The sequence below is a fragment of the Pedobacter antarcticus genome (assembly GCF_900103515.1).
Classification (GTDB): domain Bacteria; phylum Bacteroidota; class Bacteroidia; order Sphingobacteriales; family Sphingobacteriaceae; genus Pedobacter; species Pedobacter antarcticus.
In genome coordinates this window covers 345,085-361,138 of record NZ_FNGZ01000003.1, presented here as the reverse complement: position 1 = coordinate 361,138, position 16,054 = coordinate 345,085, and the positions used below count along the sequence as shown (strand labels likewise).

Here is a 16,054-nt window from a genome sequence, read left to right as displayed (position 1 = left end):
TTATGATTTTCTAAGATTAGAAACGGAAGTGAGAGAACGCTTTATTAGCCTCAGCCATTTTATGCGTATCTTCTTTTTTCTTAACTGCGGCGCCTTCACCTTTGGCAGCTGAAACGATCTCACCAGCTAATTTTTCTTTCATTGTTTTCTCACCACGTCTGCGGGCGAAAGAGATTAACCATTTCATGCCTAAAGCAATCTTACGGTCTGGTCTTACTTCTGTTGGTACCTGGAAGTTTGCACCACCTACACGGCGTGATTTCACTTCAACTGCAGGCATAACGTTTGTTAACGCACGTTTCCAGATCTCTAAACCGTTCTCACCAGCTTTTTTCTCTGCTAATTCTACAGCATCATAAAAAATAGAATATGCGATGGATTTTTTTCCATCATACATCATATTGTTTACAAATCTTGTCACCTGAACATCGTTAAATTTTGGATCAGGAAGGATAATTCTCTTTTTTGGTTTTGACTTTCTCATTTGTTGTTCCTCCTAATTATTTCTTTTTACCTTTTGTTGGTGCAGCAGCTACTTGTCCTGGTTTAGGACGTTTAGTACCATATTTTGAACGACGTTGGTTACGACCAGCAACACCTGAAGTATCTAATGCTCCACGGATGATGTGATAACGTACACCTGGTAAATCTTTAACACGACCACCACGGATCAATACGATTGAGTGCTCCTGTAAATTGTGACCTTCACCTGGAATATAGGCATTCACCTCTTTACCATTGGTTAAACGTACACGGGCAACTTTACGCATTGCTGAGTTTGGTTTTTTAGGGGTAGTGGTATATACACGTGTACATACACCTCTTCGCTGTGGACAGCTGTCCAACGCCGGAGACTTACTCTTGAACTCCAGTGCTACTCTACCTTTTCTAACTAATTGTTGAATGGTTGGCATTGTTTTTTTTTGTTTTCTATGTTGTTACTAAAAACTTTACCCCTAATTAAGGGACTGCAAAGGTATGACAATACATTTTATAAATCAAGGGGTTAACCTAATTTTAATGAATACAAACAAAAAAAATAACGAAGGGGTAAAATACTGATGCTGAAGCCGGGAGCAGATTTAAGCTCTAAATATTCTGCCCGGGATATCGCCAGATAGTGCAGGAAGGCCCTGGTGCGGTTTTGCGGTGACGGCAGGTGGCTTTACACCTGTAAATCTTCGGAGTTGATATACCGTTGCGATACCCTTGGTATACCCTTCCTTTACCCAAAGGGTATACCAAGGGTATCGCAACGGTATACCAAGGGTAAAGGAAGGGTATCGCAACCCCGAAGAAAAACAAAAGAATACTTAATGGTTTAGGCAGCTAAACTGCTGGGAGACTAATCAAAAGTATCCAGATATAGTTTCTCTACTTTTTTCCTCGCCCAATCTGTTTTACGAAGGAATTTAAGGCTGGATTTCAAACTCGGATCATTCGTAAAACACGCGATTTTAACGTGAGTACCCAATTCTTCCCAACCGTAATGCCAAACCAGTTGCTTGAGGATAAATTCCAGGGTTTTACCGTGTAAAGGATTATTAACTTGTTTTTCGTCTGTTGTCATATTGAAAATTATTAAGTCCGGAGGATCAGAAACTGAGGCACCTTTCTGCTGACAGCAGGTCATTCCCGGACTCAGCCCCAAAGATAAAATTTATTTTATTATGCTTAGGTTTGCAGGTAAGGGAATCACCCCCGGCTTTATAAAAACCAGCGTATATGAATTTAAATTTAGGAGATTTTGTTCGTTTTGTAGACGAAAACATCGAAGGTTATATCACAAAGATTATTGATAAAGATACTATTGGCGTAACGGATTCCAATGATTTTGAAATTCCTGTTCAAGCCAGTAAAGTCACCTTGGTTCATGGCGATATTCCGGAAGACAACGCAGTGGTTTCCAACCGCCCGCAGGCTGCTGCACCGGTGGCCGAATTTAAAAAGGAAGGCGTTTACCTGGCAGTTATTACCGATCAGCATAGCGCAGCAGTTGCACATTTCCACCTGGTGAATGAAACTTCGTTTCAATTGCTGGGTTCATTTACCACTGCAAAATCCGGACACTTCAAAGGAGAATTTGCGGCATTGATTGCTCCGGGGACTACGAAGAAAGTATTCAGTGCAAATCTGGGTGATATTCAGTTGTGGCCTGAATTCAGAATCGATATTCTTTTTTCGACCGCTGCCGATATTGAACCGCTTCCGGCTTTACATTATAAACAGCAGCTGCGTGGAAAAGACCTTTCAGTTGCCAAAGTTGACATTCCCCTACTCAAACAGAAAGGCTGGCAGATCAGATTGGATGAACCTGCCCCGCTTATAGATGCACAACTTCTTAAAGAAAGTTTTTTTAAGGCTAGATAGCCTGTACCCCAGATAATCGCTTATGACTGAACCTCAACTGCTTAAACATATTTCCCCTGTCAGCCGCTGGACCTACAATTTACTTACCAAATGGGGCGTAGACCATGATCTTGCATCTTTTCTGAATTTATTTGCTTTAGTATTCGCACTAATTGTTCTGGTCTATGTTGTCCACAGGGGTATCCGTCGGATACTCAGGCTCATACTTATCAGAATAAGCAAAACCTACCCGCTTAATTTTTTCAGGCATCTGCTGAATAACAGGCTCCCGCATTATATCGCCTCAAGTGTGGTTCTGGTTTTTGTACAACTGGTCTTACCAGTTGTGCTGGCAGATTTCCCGGAATGGATTAAACCGGCAAATATTATAGCAGATTGTTATATGGTTTTTGTAGTGATCTGGATTCTGATGACGCTGATTAAAGCGGGCGCAGATGATTTCCGCAATAAACCTGCATTCCGCGGACAGCCTATAGATAGTTATCTGCAGGTAATCAGACTAATTTTATTCTTAATTGGTGCAGTAGTCATCTACTCCAACCTGACCGGACAGTCAATTGTGGCATTCTTCACAGCAATGGGTGCCATCTCCGCAGTATTACTCTTAATGTTCAAGGATACCATCATGGGGTTCGTCGCCAGCATTCAGATTACAGCAAATGACACTGTACGCATCGGAGACTGGATTACGATGAGCAAATTCGGGGCTGACGGTGACGTCGTGGAAATTAACCTGACTACAGTAAAGGTTCAGAATTTTGATAAGACTATTACGACTATTCCCACATACTCGCTGATTTCAGATTCCTTCCAAAACTGGAGAGGCATGACAAAAACAGGCGGAAGAAGGATCAAAAGGGCTATCTATATAAAACAGTCCTCTATTCGTTTTATAACTCCGGAGGAAGTTGAGCAGATGAAACAGATCCAGTCACTGACAAGTTATATAGAACACCGGCAGAAGGATATTGACAAAAGTAATGAGCGGTCTGGAGCAGATAAATCTTTACTGGTCAACGGCCGCAACCTGACTAATGCCGGGCTTTTCCGGAAATATATAGACAATTACCTTTCCAATCATACCGGAACGCACAAGAACATGTCGATGATGGTGCGCCACCTCGCTCCCACACCTTACGGACTGCCACTTGAAATCTATGTCTTCGCGGGAACAACCAAATGGATAGATTATGAACATATTATGGCCGATATTTTTGACCATGTAATTTCAGCAGCACCTTATTTCAATCTGCAGATCGGAGAGCTTGACAGTACACAGGCACAAGGCCGTATCTCACCTGAAACACTGGAATAAACTAATAAAAAGAAAGGCTGTCATTGATAAAATGTACAGCCTTTCTTTTTATTAGTTTATTTAAACCACGTATTATTCGCCGGGTCTATATCTGGCAGAACCTTGTCCGGATCCAGCTCAGCTGAAACCAGCTCTTCTGTTGTCGGATAATCCACTACCCAGCTTTTATTACTCATCCAGATATCAACCGGTAACTTGATAGTATCTTTACGTCCGCTTTTTCTAGTTACACGTAAGATCACCGGCATCGGCATTTGCTGAAGGTTATCTATCTTCAAATGATAACTTTCAATTTTACCGTCTTTCATTACAGGCGTTACAGAACTGATGGCCTGGTCTAATTTCCAGTTGCCAATAAACCAGCCTTTCCAGAACCAGGAAAGATCTTCACCAGCTGCATTTTCCATAGAGCGGAAGAAATCGAATGGTGTAGGATGTTTATATGCCCAGTGGCTAATGTATTGTTTAAAAGCATAATCAAACCTGTCTTCACCAAGAATCTGGTCTCTTAAAAGATTAAGTCCCCATCCTGGTTTACTGTACAGATTAACGCCTATATTTTTCTCTTCCATTGCATCTGGCGTCAGCATAATAAACTCCCGCTCCGGATTTGCCAGATAACGCGCAACTTTATGCATATCTACCGCCGGTGATTTATATTCGCCTTTATTAAATTCTGCAGAAGAAATACCATTGATAAAGGTATTAAAACCCTCATCCATCCATCCGTATTTGCGTTCATTGCTGCCAACTATCATTGGAAACCAGCTATGGCCAAACTCGTGGTCTACCACACCCCATACATCTCCATTTTTAGCTTTCCAGCCACAAAAGACAATTCCAGGGTATTCCATACCGCTAATATTAGAAGCAATATTAACCGCCATCGGATAAGGATAAGAAAACCATTTATTAGAGTAATGCTCAATACTAGCTTTTACATACTCCACTCCCCTGCCATAGCTGTCATCGCCATTACTCTCCACAGGCTGAGCAGAAACCGCCAATGACTTCTTACCATCAGGAAGATTAATCCTTGCCGCATCCAGCACAAAAGCTTTAGAAGAAGCCCAGGCTACGTCACGCGTATTGTTCATCTTAAATTTCCAGGTCAGCTGTTTACCGGAAGGACGTGATTTAGGGTCTGTCACTTCCTGAGCAGAGCGGATTGCAATTTTCTGGTCGCTGTTTTTAGCTGCATTCCAGCGTTTCAACTGTTCTGCGGTAAACACCTCCTGCGGATTTAGCAATTCACCTGACCCCATCAAAATATGACTGGCAGGTGCGGTTACAGAAAAGTTAACATCTCCATATTCACAGTAAAATTCAGATGCACCCCAATAAGGCAAAGTGTTCCATCCGGTTACATCATCATAGACAGCCATTCTAGGGAACCATTGTGCAATAGTGAAAATTTCTCCGTTTTGAGTCTCCAGATGTCCCATACGATCAGAGCCATTTTTAGGGACAATAAAAGAGAAATCCATCTTTAAAGTGATTACTTCTCCGTTGGCAGCAAGCGGGCGATCCAGACGGATTTGCATTCTGGTATCTTCAATGATCGAAGTAAACTTTAAATCTTTTCCTTTTTGCGCTACATTCAGACCTGAGATGGTATACCCACCTTCGACTTTCTCTCCCCTGGCTCCGTAACGGCTACCCGCTTTGATCAGACTGTTACCTCTGGAACCCTCTTTAAAAAGGTTCTGATCTAACTGAAGCCATAAATAAGGTAAAGCATCCGGGCTATTGTTTTTATAGGTTATGGTTACTGTACCACTAACTTTATTCTGCGTTTCATCTAATACTGCCGAAATATTATAATCGGCACGGTTCTGCCAGTATTTAGGGCCCGGATATCCACTTGCCGAACGGTATTCATTACCATTCTGGGTATAGAACAATGGACTAAAAGCCACATGTGGATCATAACCCTGTTTAGCTGAATCCTGAGCAACAGCACTGATACTATAAACAAAAAACACTGCCATCAGGAGTGTTTTCTGAACAAAATGGTTCTTCATTCGTGTAAAGGTTTTATACATTGGTTCTATTTTTTAATGAGTTTAGGCATAGGCGGAGTTCTGCGCTGATCCGGCGGAAGTTTCATCCAGGCCTGATATGCCTGCGCAATATAATAATCATAATTAAATGGAGGATCGGTTTTTACAGTAGCTACTGTAGGGCGGTAGAAATTAATAAAGTCTTTCAGTTCCTGTCCTTTAATCTTCAACATGCCACTGATATACTCTTCATTGAAATAATGATTGATCTCCGATTCATAATAGGCACGTTCTTCCAATGCCTCTTCCTTAATTTTCTCTCTCCTTGCTTTACCCGAGCCAAAAGCCAACCCAATTCCACCGGCACGCTGAATGTTTTTGGTAGGTGCAATTCCAGATACACGTTTGAATGCCTGCCCCTGTCCTGCTTTCAAATCCAGATCTTTAGAAAGCCGGGCACTCTGAACGTCAACCTGTTTAAGATTGTTGGAAAGTGGTGGCAAATAGATAGTTTTACTTTGCATACTGGTTAGATACAAAGTGTCAGTATGATAGCCCGGAAGATAAAACTCCAGTAAATCTCCTTTTTCCGCGCGGATAGAAAATTGCCCGGCGGCACCTGTTTCCATCGTTACGTCTTTGGTCAGGTTTTTCACTCTTACCTTTTGTAACGGCATACTTTTGTTCTCCTGATCAAAAACTCCACCACTAATACCCGATTGTGCAGAAGCAACCCAGGGTAAAGCGCAGATGACAGCGGCTAATATGATTTTTATTTTATTCATGCGTTGAGATAGATTTAGGTAAAGCTAAGGATTGACGGGTTTACGGCTGATATTTTAACAAAAATTAACAGCATACTGTTCTGCGTCAAAACTGATTAATACAGGTTTTCCGTTTACTTCGACAACAGGTCTTTTGATCGCACTGGTATTTTCAAGCAGTACAGCGATAGCCGAATTTTCGTCCTTCACTCCAGCCTGCACAGCAGGATCCAGCTTACGCCAGGTCGTTCCTTTTTTATTAAGTACAATTTCCCAGCCAAAAACTGCCGACCATTGTGCTAATTTTTCCCTTGTAATCCCCGCTTTTTTAAAATCGTGAAAAGTATAATTCAGACCCTGTTCTTCCAGCCAGACTCTGGCTTTTTTTACAGTATTGCAATTTGGAATACCATAAACTGTAATTGTTGCTTCCATAGGCGCAATTTAACCCATATTTCATTATTCATCACATTTATTCTCCAGTTCGTCACATTTTCATCAGGCCTAAAAACGACTTCCGTAATATTGTAGAAGAAATTAACAATTTATGACCCATATTAAACTTCCCTTCAGTTTTAAGGAACTTCAAAAAACAGAATTCAAAATTGTCAGCGCAATTTATGCTTTCGCGATTCTAACCTTAATTTCAAGCGGAAATAATGCCCATGATATTCCCTACGAATTCAGTCAGGCGGGTATCCGTTTCAATTATATTTATAACTACTTCATTCCCGCAGTATTTAAATATTCCCTTCTATATTTCAGTTTTCTGCTCCTTAATTTTTGCAGCCTTCCTGCCCTGTACAGGAAAACAAATACTGGAATGCATTTATGTCTGATCTTTATTGTATTCGTGTTTGCCGGCCTAATTATCAGTATCACCAGAACGTATAGCCAGGCCTTTCTGCTAATTCGTTACGATACTATTCAGGACGCTTATGAACAAATATTTTTTAATGGCTTTGGTTATGCGGCATGGCTGGTCGTACTAATTGCAATTTATGTCGCCTTAAAAAACCTCATCTTTCATTTTGCCAACCAACAAGAGCGGAATGATCTCAGTCAGCAAAAACTGGAGATCTTGTTTGGCTCAATTATCTGGTTTGCGGGTATTTTATTCTGGCTGGCCACAAACGCGGGGTTTCAGGTAATTATTTGCTGGACATTAATTTCTGCCACAGCGATATGGTTATTTATCCATTCGGTATACGAATTGATTCCTCAAATCTTTGATACGGCAAAAAAACCGTTGCGTACCTATCTCTATAAACTAAGCGGACTTATCCTGATAAGCCTTATCGCTACGTGTCTGCTTGCATTTCTAATCAGTGGCAGAAATCAGCTTATCCCTATTGTGATTGCATTTAACCTGCCTGTGCAATACCTGATCACTGCGCCCCTGGCATGGCAGATCTACAAAAGAAGAAATTCTACGGCCGAACAGATCTATAAGTTAAAGAAGGAACTGGGCCAAACCGACGCCAACCTGAATTTTCTCAAATCGCAAATCAATCCGCATTTTCTGTTCAATGCCTTAAATACGCTCTATGGAACTGCATTGCAGGAAAAAGCAGACCGTACGTCTGAAGGAATTCAAAAACTGGGAGATATGATGCGTTTTATGCTACAGGAAAATATGCAGGATAAAATTTCGCTGATAAGGGATCTGGATTATCTTAAGAATTATATCGACCTGCAGAAACTCAGGACTTCACAGTCAGTAGATATTACGATCAGCACCCAAATAGAGGAGCAGTTTACCGAGCTGCAGATTTCACCGATGCTGCTTATCCCTTTTGTAGAGAATGCATTTAAACATGGCATAAGTCTGCAACAGCCTTCGCATATTAAAATTACGCTGCAAACTAAAGAAAACACCTTGTATTTTGATGTACATAACAGCATTCACCTTAAATCGGAAAATGACCCGGAAAGAACGCACAGCGGAATCGGACTGGAAAATGTCAAACAACGCCTGATGCTGCTATATCCCGGGAAACATGAATTACTCATCAGAGAGAGTGCGAAAGAATTTTTTGTACATTTAACCCTGAAATTATAAAAGATGAATGCCATTGCGATAGATGATGAACCCATAGCCCTGGATGTGGTCAGTTCCCTGGCCGGAAAGGTTCCATTTATCGACCTCAAAGCCTGTTTCACCAATGCTTTTGATGCGATTATTTACCTGAAACAAAATCCGGTGGATCTGATATTCCTGGATATCCAGATGCCCGATATCAATGGAATAGATTTCCTGAACAGCCTCTCCCATCCTCCGCTCGTAATTTTCACAACTGCTTATGCTGAGCATGCAGTTAAAGGGTTTGAATTAAACGCCTTGGACTACCTGCTGAAACCATTTTCTCTTTCCAGGTTTCTAAAAGCCTGTAACAAGGCCGAAGAGTTATTCAGGCTCAGAAAGAATGCAGACCAGCAAAATACGGACCTGCACTTGTTCATCAAAGATGGTTATGAACAGATAAAAATTAATGTGTCCGACATCCTCTATATTGAGGCTGCAGGAAATTACACGCAGGTGCACAGAAAGGAACAGCCCCTGGTCAGTACCCGCATGCCAATTAGCGAGATGTTAAGCTTACTCCCCGCCGGACAGTTCATCAGAACACACCGCGCATTCATTGTCGCAAGAAAATCTATCACAAGATTTGACCGCAATCAAGTATGGATTGATACGCTCCAAATCCCTATAGGGCCCAGTTATGCCCAATGTATGCAAGATCTCTAGAAAAATTCTCTCCAAAATTCACTTCTTTACTCCTGAAACCCGGATTTATACTTATTATTGTTATAAATTCTAACACTATATTCCACTTCAGCAAATAACCTGGGACTAATTTATGCTGAAGGATATTTCATCACCACTATTTCGTATTTTATGTTTAAACTTACTTTTAAGCAACAAGTTTTAACAGGCTTTGCCATATCGCTATTGTTTGTACTTGTCTCGGCGGTAACTTCTTATTTCAGCATCCGCTCCGTAGATATTGACTCCGACTGGGAGAATCATACTTATGATTTCATAGATCGTGCGGAAAGATTGGAAGTTAAACTTCTGAATGCAGAAACAGGCCTGCGTGGTTTTATTCTGACGAGTGACAAAAAATACCTGCGGCCATACGAAGAGAACATCGGTCAGATAGATTCCACAATGGAAGATCTTAGACACATGTCTGAAGAAAATACGGCAGACGATGCACAACTGGACTCTGTTCAGTTCTATGCTACGGAACTGGTTCGGGATATGAGTAAAACACTGGAAGTTTATAGTTCTGAGGGGAAAACTGCTGCAATAGATATGATCCTTAATAACCATGGATCAGATATTAAGTACAAATTTCTAAATGCCAGTTCAAATCTGATTAAGTCAGAAAAGCAGATGCTTAAATTAAGAACTAAAACACGGCAGAATAGTACAACGCGCAGCACCATTATCATTACGCTTAGTTCCACAATTATTTTTGCGCTGATCCTATATCTGTTCAGCTTTATTCGACGGACATTCGATACCCAAAAAATTACCGAAGAGCAGATCCGTAAGAATAATACCCAACTGGAAAAATTGTCCGGAGAAAATGAGAAAAAGAACTGGCTTCTTTCCGGTGCCGCTGAAATTAATGATGTTATGAGCGGGGAACAGGAAATCGAAGAACTGACAGGACATATTATTACACAGCTTTGCAATTATGTAAATGCACCTGTCGGAGCGCTCTACCTGGTGAACACGCAGAAACAGACGCTCAGTTTCAGCAATGGTTATGCTTGGGATGATGCCAGAAAACGAAAAAAAGATATCGCACTCGGCCAGGGACTGGTTGGTCAGGCGGCGCTGGAGCAAAAGAGCAAAACGCTGCGTGAAATTCCGGATGACTATATCCAGGTAAGCACCGGATTAGGCAGCCTGAAACCTACAGAATTGATTATTGTACCTGTATTATTCCAGGATGAGACCATCGCTGTGATTGAAATAGGCTTATTGCAAAATGCAGCGGTAGATACCATGAACTTTATCGATACTGTAATTGATGCGATAGGTGTTGGTATAAACAGCGCGCAGGCAAGAACGCAGTTGCGAGAATTATTCCTGCAGACACAGCAGCAGGCAGAAGAACTGGAAAGCCAGCAGGAAGAATTGAGAACCACTAACGAAGAATTGCTGCATAAATCAGAAGAACTTCAGGCTTCCGAAGAGGAACTTCGTGTTCAGCAGGAAGAATTACGGCAAACCAATGCAGAGCTCGAAGAAAAGGCCAGCCTACTGGAAGAAAGAAATATATCGATCACTGAGGCTAGAGAGGCCATGAGCCTGAAAGCTGAAGAACTGGCCATATCCAGCCGCTATAAATCGGAGTTCCTGGCAAACATGAGCCATGAGCTTCGCACCCCGCTGAACAGTATTCTGATCCTGGCCCGTATTCTAAAAGAAAACAGACCTGAAAACCTAAATGAAGAACAAATTAAATATGCCGGCGTCATTCATAATGCCGGTTCAGATCTCCTGACTCTGATTAACGATATCCTGGATCTGTCAAAAATCGAATCCGGAAAGGTAGATCTTGATATTGAACCGGTAAGACCGGAAGAAATTGCCAGAAACATGGAATCGTTGTTCTCTGAAATTGCCAAAAGCAAAAAGATCACTTTCCGCACCATTATTGATGAGGCCCTTCCGCCACGCTTCATGACGGATCTTTCCAGAACCGAGCAGATTATTAAAAACCTGCTTTCGAATGCCTTTAAATTTACGCCGGAAAATGGAGAGATCAATCTGGAAATAAGTAAAGCTCCCGCCGAGCTTACCTATTATGCAGAGAATTTGCAGACGAGCAAAGATCAGATTATATCTTTCAGTGTAAAAGACAGTGGAATAGGTATTCCATCAGATAAGCAAAAGCTAATTTTTGAAGCCTTCAAACAGGCCGATGGAACTACAAGCCGAAAATATGGAGGTACAGGTTTAGGGCTTTCCATCAGCAAAGAGCTTTCTCATATCCTTGGAGGGGAAATACAGGTTGAAAGTGAACCTGGCACAGGAAGTACTTTCACATTGTATCTGCCAGCAAAACAATCAGGCGAAGAACGCCCGGCTCCATTACAAGCAGCAAAAGTGCCTATTACAATTCCATTAGTTTCGGAACCAGTATTGCAGGCTGTAAATCAAAACAGGAGACAGACACTGTTAATTGTAGAAGATGATCTGATTTTTGCGGACGTCCTGAAAGATTATGCAATCGAAAAAGGCTTCGATCCGCTGCTTGCCCATAGTGGCGATGTTGGGCTGGAAATGGCTCAAAAGGAATTACCTGATGCCATTATCCTGGATATTATGCTACCAGTAATGGATGGATGGACAATCCTAAAAAAGCTTAAATCCAATCCACAAACAAAAGATATTCCTGTACACATGATGTCTGCCGGTGAATTTAAAAGTGAAAAAGCATTGCAGGAAGGTGCTATTGGATTCCTTAAAAAACCGATTGAAAAAGATCAGCTGGACCAAGCCTTCCAGACCTGGCAGTCGGAAAACATTCATCTCGACTTTAACAGCGTTCTTGTCATAGAAGACCATGAACTGCAAAGTATGGCCGTAAAGGAGCAATTAACTGAAAGAGGAATCGATGTAGTCCAGGCATTTACTGGCGAAGCGGCATTGGAGCTAGTTAATTCCAGGAGTTTTGATTGCATTATCCTGGATCTGAACCTACCTGATATATCTGGATTTGACTTGCTCGACCAAATTAAGCAGAAGCCTGAGTATGCGCATATCCCTGTAATTATAAACACAGCAATGGAACTTGACCAGGATAGTATTGCACATATTATGAAGTATACGGAAGCGATGGTTCTGAAGTCCAATAAATCGAATGACAGATTAATTGACGAAGTGAGCTTATTTATGCACAAGCTTAAAAAACAGGAAAAATTCAAGGCTGTTTCAAAAAGCCCTACACAGGGGAAAACGATTTCTACTATCGAAAAAGCGCTGCAGCACAAAACGGTATTAATTACAGATGATGATATGCGTAATATTTTCGCGCTGTCCAGTGCCCTGCAGATTTACGACATGAAAATTGTTATTGCGACAAATGGTAAGGAGGCGCTGGAGAAACTGGATGAAGTTCCGGAGATTGATATTGTGTTAATGGATATTATGATGCCGGAAATGGATGGTTATGAAGCAATGAGACTGATCAGGAAGGACAAAGCTTATAAGAAGCTTCCGATCATTGCACTGACTGCAAAGGCTATGAAAAATGACAGAGAAAAATGTATCGAGGCAGGAGCAAACGATTATATCGCCAAACCTGTAGATGTCGATCAACTGTTATCTATGTTAAGAGTATGGTTAAGCTAATATGAATAATCCTGAGAAAAATATAGCCGAGGTAATCAGCTACGCCGAACTGGAGTCACTCGTGGGTTTTATTAGAAATGTCCATGGGTTCGACTTTAGTAATTATTCCCCCGCCTCTTTGAAAAGACGGGTAAGCCGTATAATGCAACTGCAACGGTTAAGTCTTTTTGATCTGAGAACCCTGCTGACTAATGATCTGGAATACTTTGAAACTTTTATTATGGAAATAACGGTTAACGTGACAGAAATGTTCCGTGACCCTCCTTTCTTTAAATCAGTTTCTCAACATATAATCCCCTATCTAAGATCGTATCAGCGGATTAAGGTTTGGAATGCCGGATGCTCAACTGGAGAAGAGCTTTATTCCTTTTCCATTCTTTTTGCCGAAGCTGGTCTTTATGACCGTAGTTTTTTTTATGGCACAGATATTAACGCAGAAGTACTGAACTATGCCAAGAACGGCATATATGACCTGCAGAAAATGAAACAATACTCAGAAAACTATCAGAAAACGGGTGCTACGCATACATTATCTGACTATTATACTGCTAAATATGATGCCGCATCAATTGTTCATTCCTTAAAAAAGAATGTTCTTTTCTCTGCACATAACCTGGCTTCTGAAGGCGTATTTAATGAATTTCAATTGATTTCCTGCAGAAATGTACTGATCTATTTTAACACCGCATTACAGGAAAAAGTGATTGATTTGTTTTACCACAGTCTCGCAAATTTTGGTTTTCTGTGCCTGGGCTCGAAAGAGACTTTAAGAAGTTCGGAAATTGGACGCTTTAAGGTCATCGACAGGAAAAACAATATCTATCAGAAAATAGCTTAATTCTCCCCGAAATTTTTTAATGCCATTAGAACATATGGAAAAATAAATATCCTGATCGTCGATGACAGACCGGAAAACATAATTGCGCTGGAAGCGTTGCTGAAAAGAGACGATGTTAATCTTATCAGCACGACCTTGCCGAATGAGGCCTTGAGACTTGCCTGGGAAATGGATATTGCCATTGCTCTTGTAGACGTACAAATGCCGGAAATGGATGGTTTCGAACTCGTTGAGATCCTGAAGAGTAATCCGCGTACAAAAAATATTCTGGTGATTTTTGTTACGGCAATATCCACCGAAACCAAATATGCTGTCAAAGGCCTCAATACAGGTGCTGTCGACTATTTATATAAGCCCCTGAATCCATATGTGACTTCTGCAAAAGTAGATTCGTTCATTCAGTTTGTCCGCAGCCAGCGTGAACTGGTCAAAAAGAACAAAGAACTGGAATCTTACCAAAAAGAGCTGATCAGAGCGAAAGAACTGGCAGAACAGGGAAGAAAGATCAAAGAGAATTTTCTGGCAAATATGAGTCATGAAATCCGTACGCCTATTAACGGCATTATAGGTATCGCCAACCTGCTTGAGAAAACCCCGTTGAATCAAGAACAGCAAGAAATGATATCCTTACTGGAGATCTCTTCTAACTCTCTTCTGGGCGTAATCAACGATATTCTGGATATCTCAAAAATTGAAGCTGGGAAATTCAAGATCAACAGAGCCCCGACCGACCTGATCATGACCAGCTTTTCTATCTTAAATCTGCTCAGTATTCGTGCAAAGGAAAAACATCTGGACCTAATTACCGAATTCGATCCGCAAATTCCAAAAAGCGTAATGGCTGACAGCCTGCGTCTGAACCAGATTTTAATGAACCTGATCGGTAACGCAATTAAATTTACGCATGAGGGGAATGTGACGCTGAGGGTGCAGGTTATGGATCATAAGGGAAATAATATGCTGATTAAATTCTCAGTTTCGGATACTGGAATTGGAATTGCAGAAGATAAAATCGATAAGACATTTGAAACATTCGAGCAGGCTGAGGATAATACGACCCTTCGTTATGGAGGTACAGGTCTGGGCCTGTCCATTGTGAAAAACCTGGCCCGATTGAAAGGCGGCCTGCTTACCGTAGATAGCGAGCTGGGTAAAGGAAGTACCTTTTCTTTTAGTAATTGGTATGAAATTGTGCAGGACAAGACTGAAAGTTCATCTGTCGCGACCGTACAACTCCTTCCCTTCAATGGCGTAAATATTCTGGTAGCAGAAGATAACCCTATCAACAAATTTCTGATTGTTAAGATCCTCAAGGGATGGAATATAGAAGCTGACGTTGTAGAGAACGGGAAGGAAGCACTCGACAAATTAAAGGAAAATCATTACGACCTGATCCTGATGGATACTTTTATGCCGGTAATGAACGGACTGGAAGCCACCAAACTGATCAGAGAGAATTATATTCCTGGCAAACAGGACATTCCTATAATTACATTTTCTGCTGCTGTGATGGAAAACGATAAAAAAGCTGCAATTGATGCTGGCGCCAGTGATGTACTGAGCAAACCTTTTGAACTGGGTATCCTACACCAGAAGATTACCCAGTTTACTGCAAAATAATTACTGGTTAAATGCAGTCATGGTCTTCGCTGGTCCGGCGGTTACAAAACTCTGGATCAGCGCAACACTCTTATCTATTAACGCGGGAAGCTCAGGTAATTCTTCTTTGTAAAAGGGTCCAAGCACATAATCTGCCTGTCTGCCTTTTGGAAAGTCGTCCCCGATGCCGAATCTTAACCTCGGATAATCCTGTCCGCCACAGGTTGCCTCTATACTCTTAAGTCCATTATGTCCTGCACTGCTGCCTTTGAGTTTTAATCGCAACTTGCCGAGTGGTAAGGCCAGATCATCGACGATAACCAATACATTTTCAAGTGGAATACGAAGTTCCTGCATCCAGTAATTAACCGCCCGTCCACTCAGGTTCATATAGGTAGTTGGCTTAATAACATGCAGCTTTTTTCCTTTCCAGGAAACTTCCGAGTAATAAGCAAGGCGCAGATTCGCAAATTCACCTCCCAGCTCCTTCACGAGCTGATCGGCGATATTAAAACCTATATTGTGCCTAGTATTGGCATATTCCGATCCGATATTTCCCAGACCAACAATTAGATATTTCATGTGAAATCGTGTATTTATATTTAAGGATCTATCCTGGGAACCCCGGTAGCAGCTTAGCCGGATTCTGGCACACAGCCGGTTCATTTGGCCAAACTTAGATAAATTCCTTTTTATGTGCAATTTAATCGCCTTGCATATAAAAAAGATTTATCGGTCTCTCCTCAACTGAGGAAAACATTATTGTAGAAGATATATAAATATAAAAAA

Annotated in this window: 14 protein-coding genes; 7 read left to right on the top strand and 7 right to left on the bottom strand. The window is 41.3% G+C overall.

The genetic code is table 11. The features are described 5' to 3' along the window. Positions 1 to 16: 16 nt before the first annotated feature. The 3 genes from rpsG to BLR53_RS08750 form a co-directional block, all read right to left on the bottom strand. On the bottom strand, positions 17 to 484 hold the full coding sequence (gene rpsG / locus BLR53_RS08760) for a 30S ribosomal protein S7 (RefSeq protein ID WP_037442618.1): 468 nt from the start codon (positions 482 to 484) through the stop codon (positions 17 to 19). A gap of 16 nt (positions 485 to 500) precedes the next feature. After that, entirely contained in the window at positions 501 to 914 is a 414-nt protein-coding gene (gene rpsL / locus BLR53_RS08755) for a 30S ribosomal protein S12 (RefSeq protein ID WP_008244597.1), read from the bottom strand. Positions 915 to 1,345: 431 nt separating this feature from the next. Continuing rightward, entirely contained in the window at positions 1,346 to 1,570 is a 225-nt protein-coding gene (locus BLR53_RS08750) for a VF530 family protein (protein WP_037442634.1), read from the bottom strand. A gap of 155 nt (positions 1,571 to 1,725) precedes the next feature. Here BLR53_RS08750 and BLR53_RS08745 point away from each other — a divergent pair, with 155 nt between their 5' ends. Together BLR53_RS08745 and BLR53_RS08740 are read left to right on the top strand one after the other, a co-directional pair. Further along, on the top strand, positions 1,726 to 2,370 hold the full coding sequence (locus BLR53_RS08745; protein WP_074589038.1) for a hypothetical protein: 645 nt from the start codon (positions 1,726 to 1,728) through the stop codon (positions 2,368 to 2,370). Positions 2,371 to 2,392: 22 nt separating this feature from the next. Then, positions 2,393 to 3,685: a mechanosensitive ion channel family protein gene (locus BLR53_RS08740; protein ID WP_051760056.1), complete on the top strand. Its 1,293-nt coding sequence runs from the start codon at positions 2,393 to 2,395 to the stop codon at positions 3,683 to 3,685. A 56-nt stretch (positions 3,686 to 3,741) separates the two neighbouring features. Here the strand turns inward: BLR53_RS08740 and BLR53_RS08735 are convergent, their stop codons facing one another. From BLR53_RS08735 to BLR53_RS08725, 3 genes are read right to left on the bottom strand one after another with little or no spacing between them, the layout of a single operon-like run. Next, the gene (locus BLR53_RS08735) at positions 3,742 to 5,709 is read right to left on the bottom strand and encodes a M1 family metallopeptidase (protein ID WP_074589033.1); all 1,968 of its coding nucleotides are present in this window, start codon (positions 5,707 to 5,709) and stop codon (positions 3,742 to 3,744) included. Between the two features lie 26 nt (positions 5,710 to 5,735). Further along, complete coding sequence (locus BLR53_RS08730) at positions 5,736 to 6,473, bottom strand: hypothetical protein (RefSeq protein ID WP_037442620.1); 738 nt, start codon at positions 6,471 to 6,473, stop codon at positions 5,736 to 5,738. Between the two features lie 54 nt (positions 6,474 to 6,527). Then, positions 6,528 to 6,887, bottom strand: a complete 360-nt coding sequence (locus tag BLR53_RS08725) for an ArsC family reductase (protein WP_037442622.1) — start codon at positions 6,885 to 6,887, stop codon at positions 6,528 to 6,530. Between the two features lie 112 nt (positions 6,888 to 6,999). Between BLR53_RS08725 and BLR53_RS08720 the strand changes: the two genes are divergently transcribed. From BLR53_RS08720 to BLR53_RS08700, 5 genes are all read left to right on the top strand, one after another. Further along, the gene (locus tag BLR53_RS08720) at positions 7,000 to 8,514 is read left to right on the top strand and encodes a sensor histidine kinase (RefSeq protein ID WP_074589030.1); all 1,515 of its coding nucleotides are present in this window, start codon (positions 7,000 to 7,002) and stop codon (positions 8,512 to 8,514) included. A gap of 3 nt (positions 8,515 to 8,517) precedes the next feature. After that, positions 8,518 to 9,201, top strand: a complete 684-nt coding sequence (locus BLR53_RS08715) for a LytR/AlgR family response regulator transcription factor (protein ID WP_037442624.1) — start codon at positions 8,518 to 8,520, stop codon at positions 9,199 to 9,201. A 150-nt stretch (positions 9,202 to 9,351) separates the two neighbouring features. Next, the gene (locus BLR53_RS08710) at positions 9,352 to 12,828 is read left to right on the top strand and encodes a hybrid sensor histidine kinase/response regulator (RefSeq protein WP_074589027.1); all 3,477 of its coding nucleotides are present in this window, start codon (positions 9,352 to 9,354) and stop codon (positions 12,826 to 12,828) included. A 1-nt stretch (position 12,829) separates the two neighbouring features. Then, entirely contained in the window at positions 12,830 to 13,666 is an 837-nt protein-coding gene (locus tag BLR53_RS08705) for a CheR family methyltransferase (RefSeq protein WP_037442629.1), read from the top strand. A 24-nt stretch (positions 13,667 to 13,690) separates the two neighbouring features. Continuing rightward, positions 13,691 to 15,286 (top strand): response regulator, encoded by a 1,596-nt coding sequence (locus BLR53_RS08700; RefSeq protein WP_074589025.1) that lies wholly within the window; start codon positions 13,691 to 13,693, stop codon positions 15,284 to 15,286. Here the strand turns inward: BLR53_RS08700 and pth are convergent, their stop codons facing one another. Continuing rightward, on the bottom strand, positions 15,287 to 15,847 hold the full coding sequence (gene pth, locus BLR53_RS08695; RefSeq protein ID WP_037442644.1) for an aminoacyl-tRNA hydrolase: 561 nt from the start codon (positions 15,845 to 15,847) through the stop codon (positions 15,287 to 15,289). Positions 15,848 to 16,054 lie beyond the last annotated feature (207 nt).

Excerpts from the sequence above, each read along its gene's own strand:
- rpsG (WP_037442618.1), bottom strand. The coding sequence starts at position 484 with ATGAGAAAGTCAAAACCAAAAAAGAGAATTATCCTTCCTGATCCAAAA.
- rpsL (WP_008244597.1), bottom strand. The coding sequence starts at position 914 with ATGCCAACCATTCAACAATTAGTTAGAAAAGGTAGAGTAGCACTGGAG.
- BLR53_RS08750 (WP_037442634.1), bottom strand. The coding sequence starts at position 1,570 with ATGACAACAGACGAAAAACAAGTTAATAATCCTTTACACGGTAAAACC.
- BLR53_RS08745 (WP_074589038.1), top strand. The coding sequence starts at position 1,726 with ATGAATTTAAATTTAGGAGATTTTGTTCGTTTTGTAGACGAAAACATC.
- BLR53_RS08740 (WP_051760056.1), top strand. The coding sequence starts at position 2,393 with ATGACTGAACCTCAACTGCTTAAACATATTTCCCCTGTCAGCCGCTGG.
- BLR53_RS08735 (WP_074589033.1), bottom strand. The coding sequence starts at position 5,709 with ATGAAGAACCATTTTGTTCAGAAAACACTCCTGATGGCAGTGTTTTTT.
- BLR53_RS08730 (WP_037442620.1), bottom strand. The coding sequence starts at position 6,473 with ATGAATAAAATAAAAATCATATTAGCCGCTGTCATCTGCGCTTTACCC.
- BLR53_RS08725 (WP_037442622.1), bottom strand. The coding sequence starts at position 6,887 with ATGGAAGCAACAATTACAGTTTATGGTATTCCAAATTGCAATACTGTA.
- BLR53_RS08720 (WP_074589030.1), top strand. The coding sequence starts at position 7,000 with ATGACCCATATTAAACTTCCCTTCAGTTTTAAGGAACTTCAAAAAACA.
- BLR53_RS08715 (WP_037442624.1), top strand. The coding sequence starts at position 8,518 with ATGAATGCCATTGCGATAGATGATGAACCCATAGCCCTGGATGTGGTC.
- BLR53_RS08710 (WP_074589027.1), top strand. The coding sequence starts at position 9,352 with ATGTTTAAACTTACTTTTAAGCAACAAGTTTTAACAGGCTTTGCCATA.
- BLR53_RS08705 (WP_037442629.1), top strand. The coding sequence starts at position 12,830 with ATGAATAATCCTGAGAAAAATATAGCCGAGGTAATCAGCTACGCCGAA.
- pth (WP_037442644.1), bottom strand. The coding sequence starts at position 15,847 with ATGAAATATCTAATTGTTGGTCTGGGAAATATCGGATCGGAATATGCC.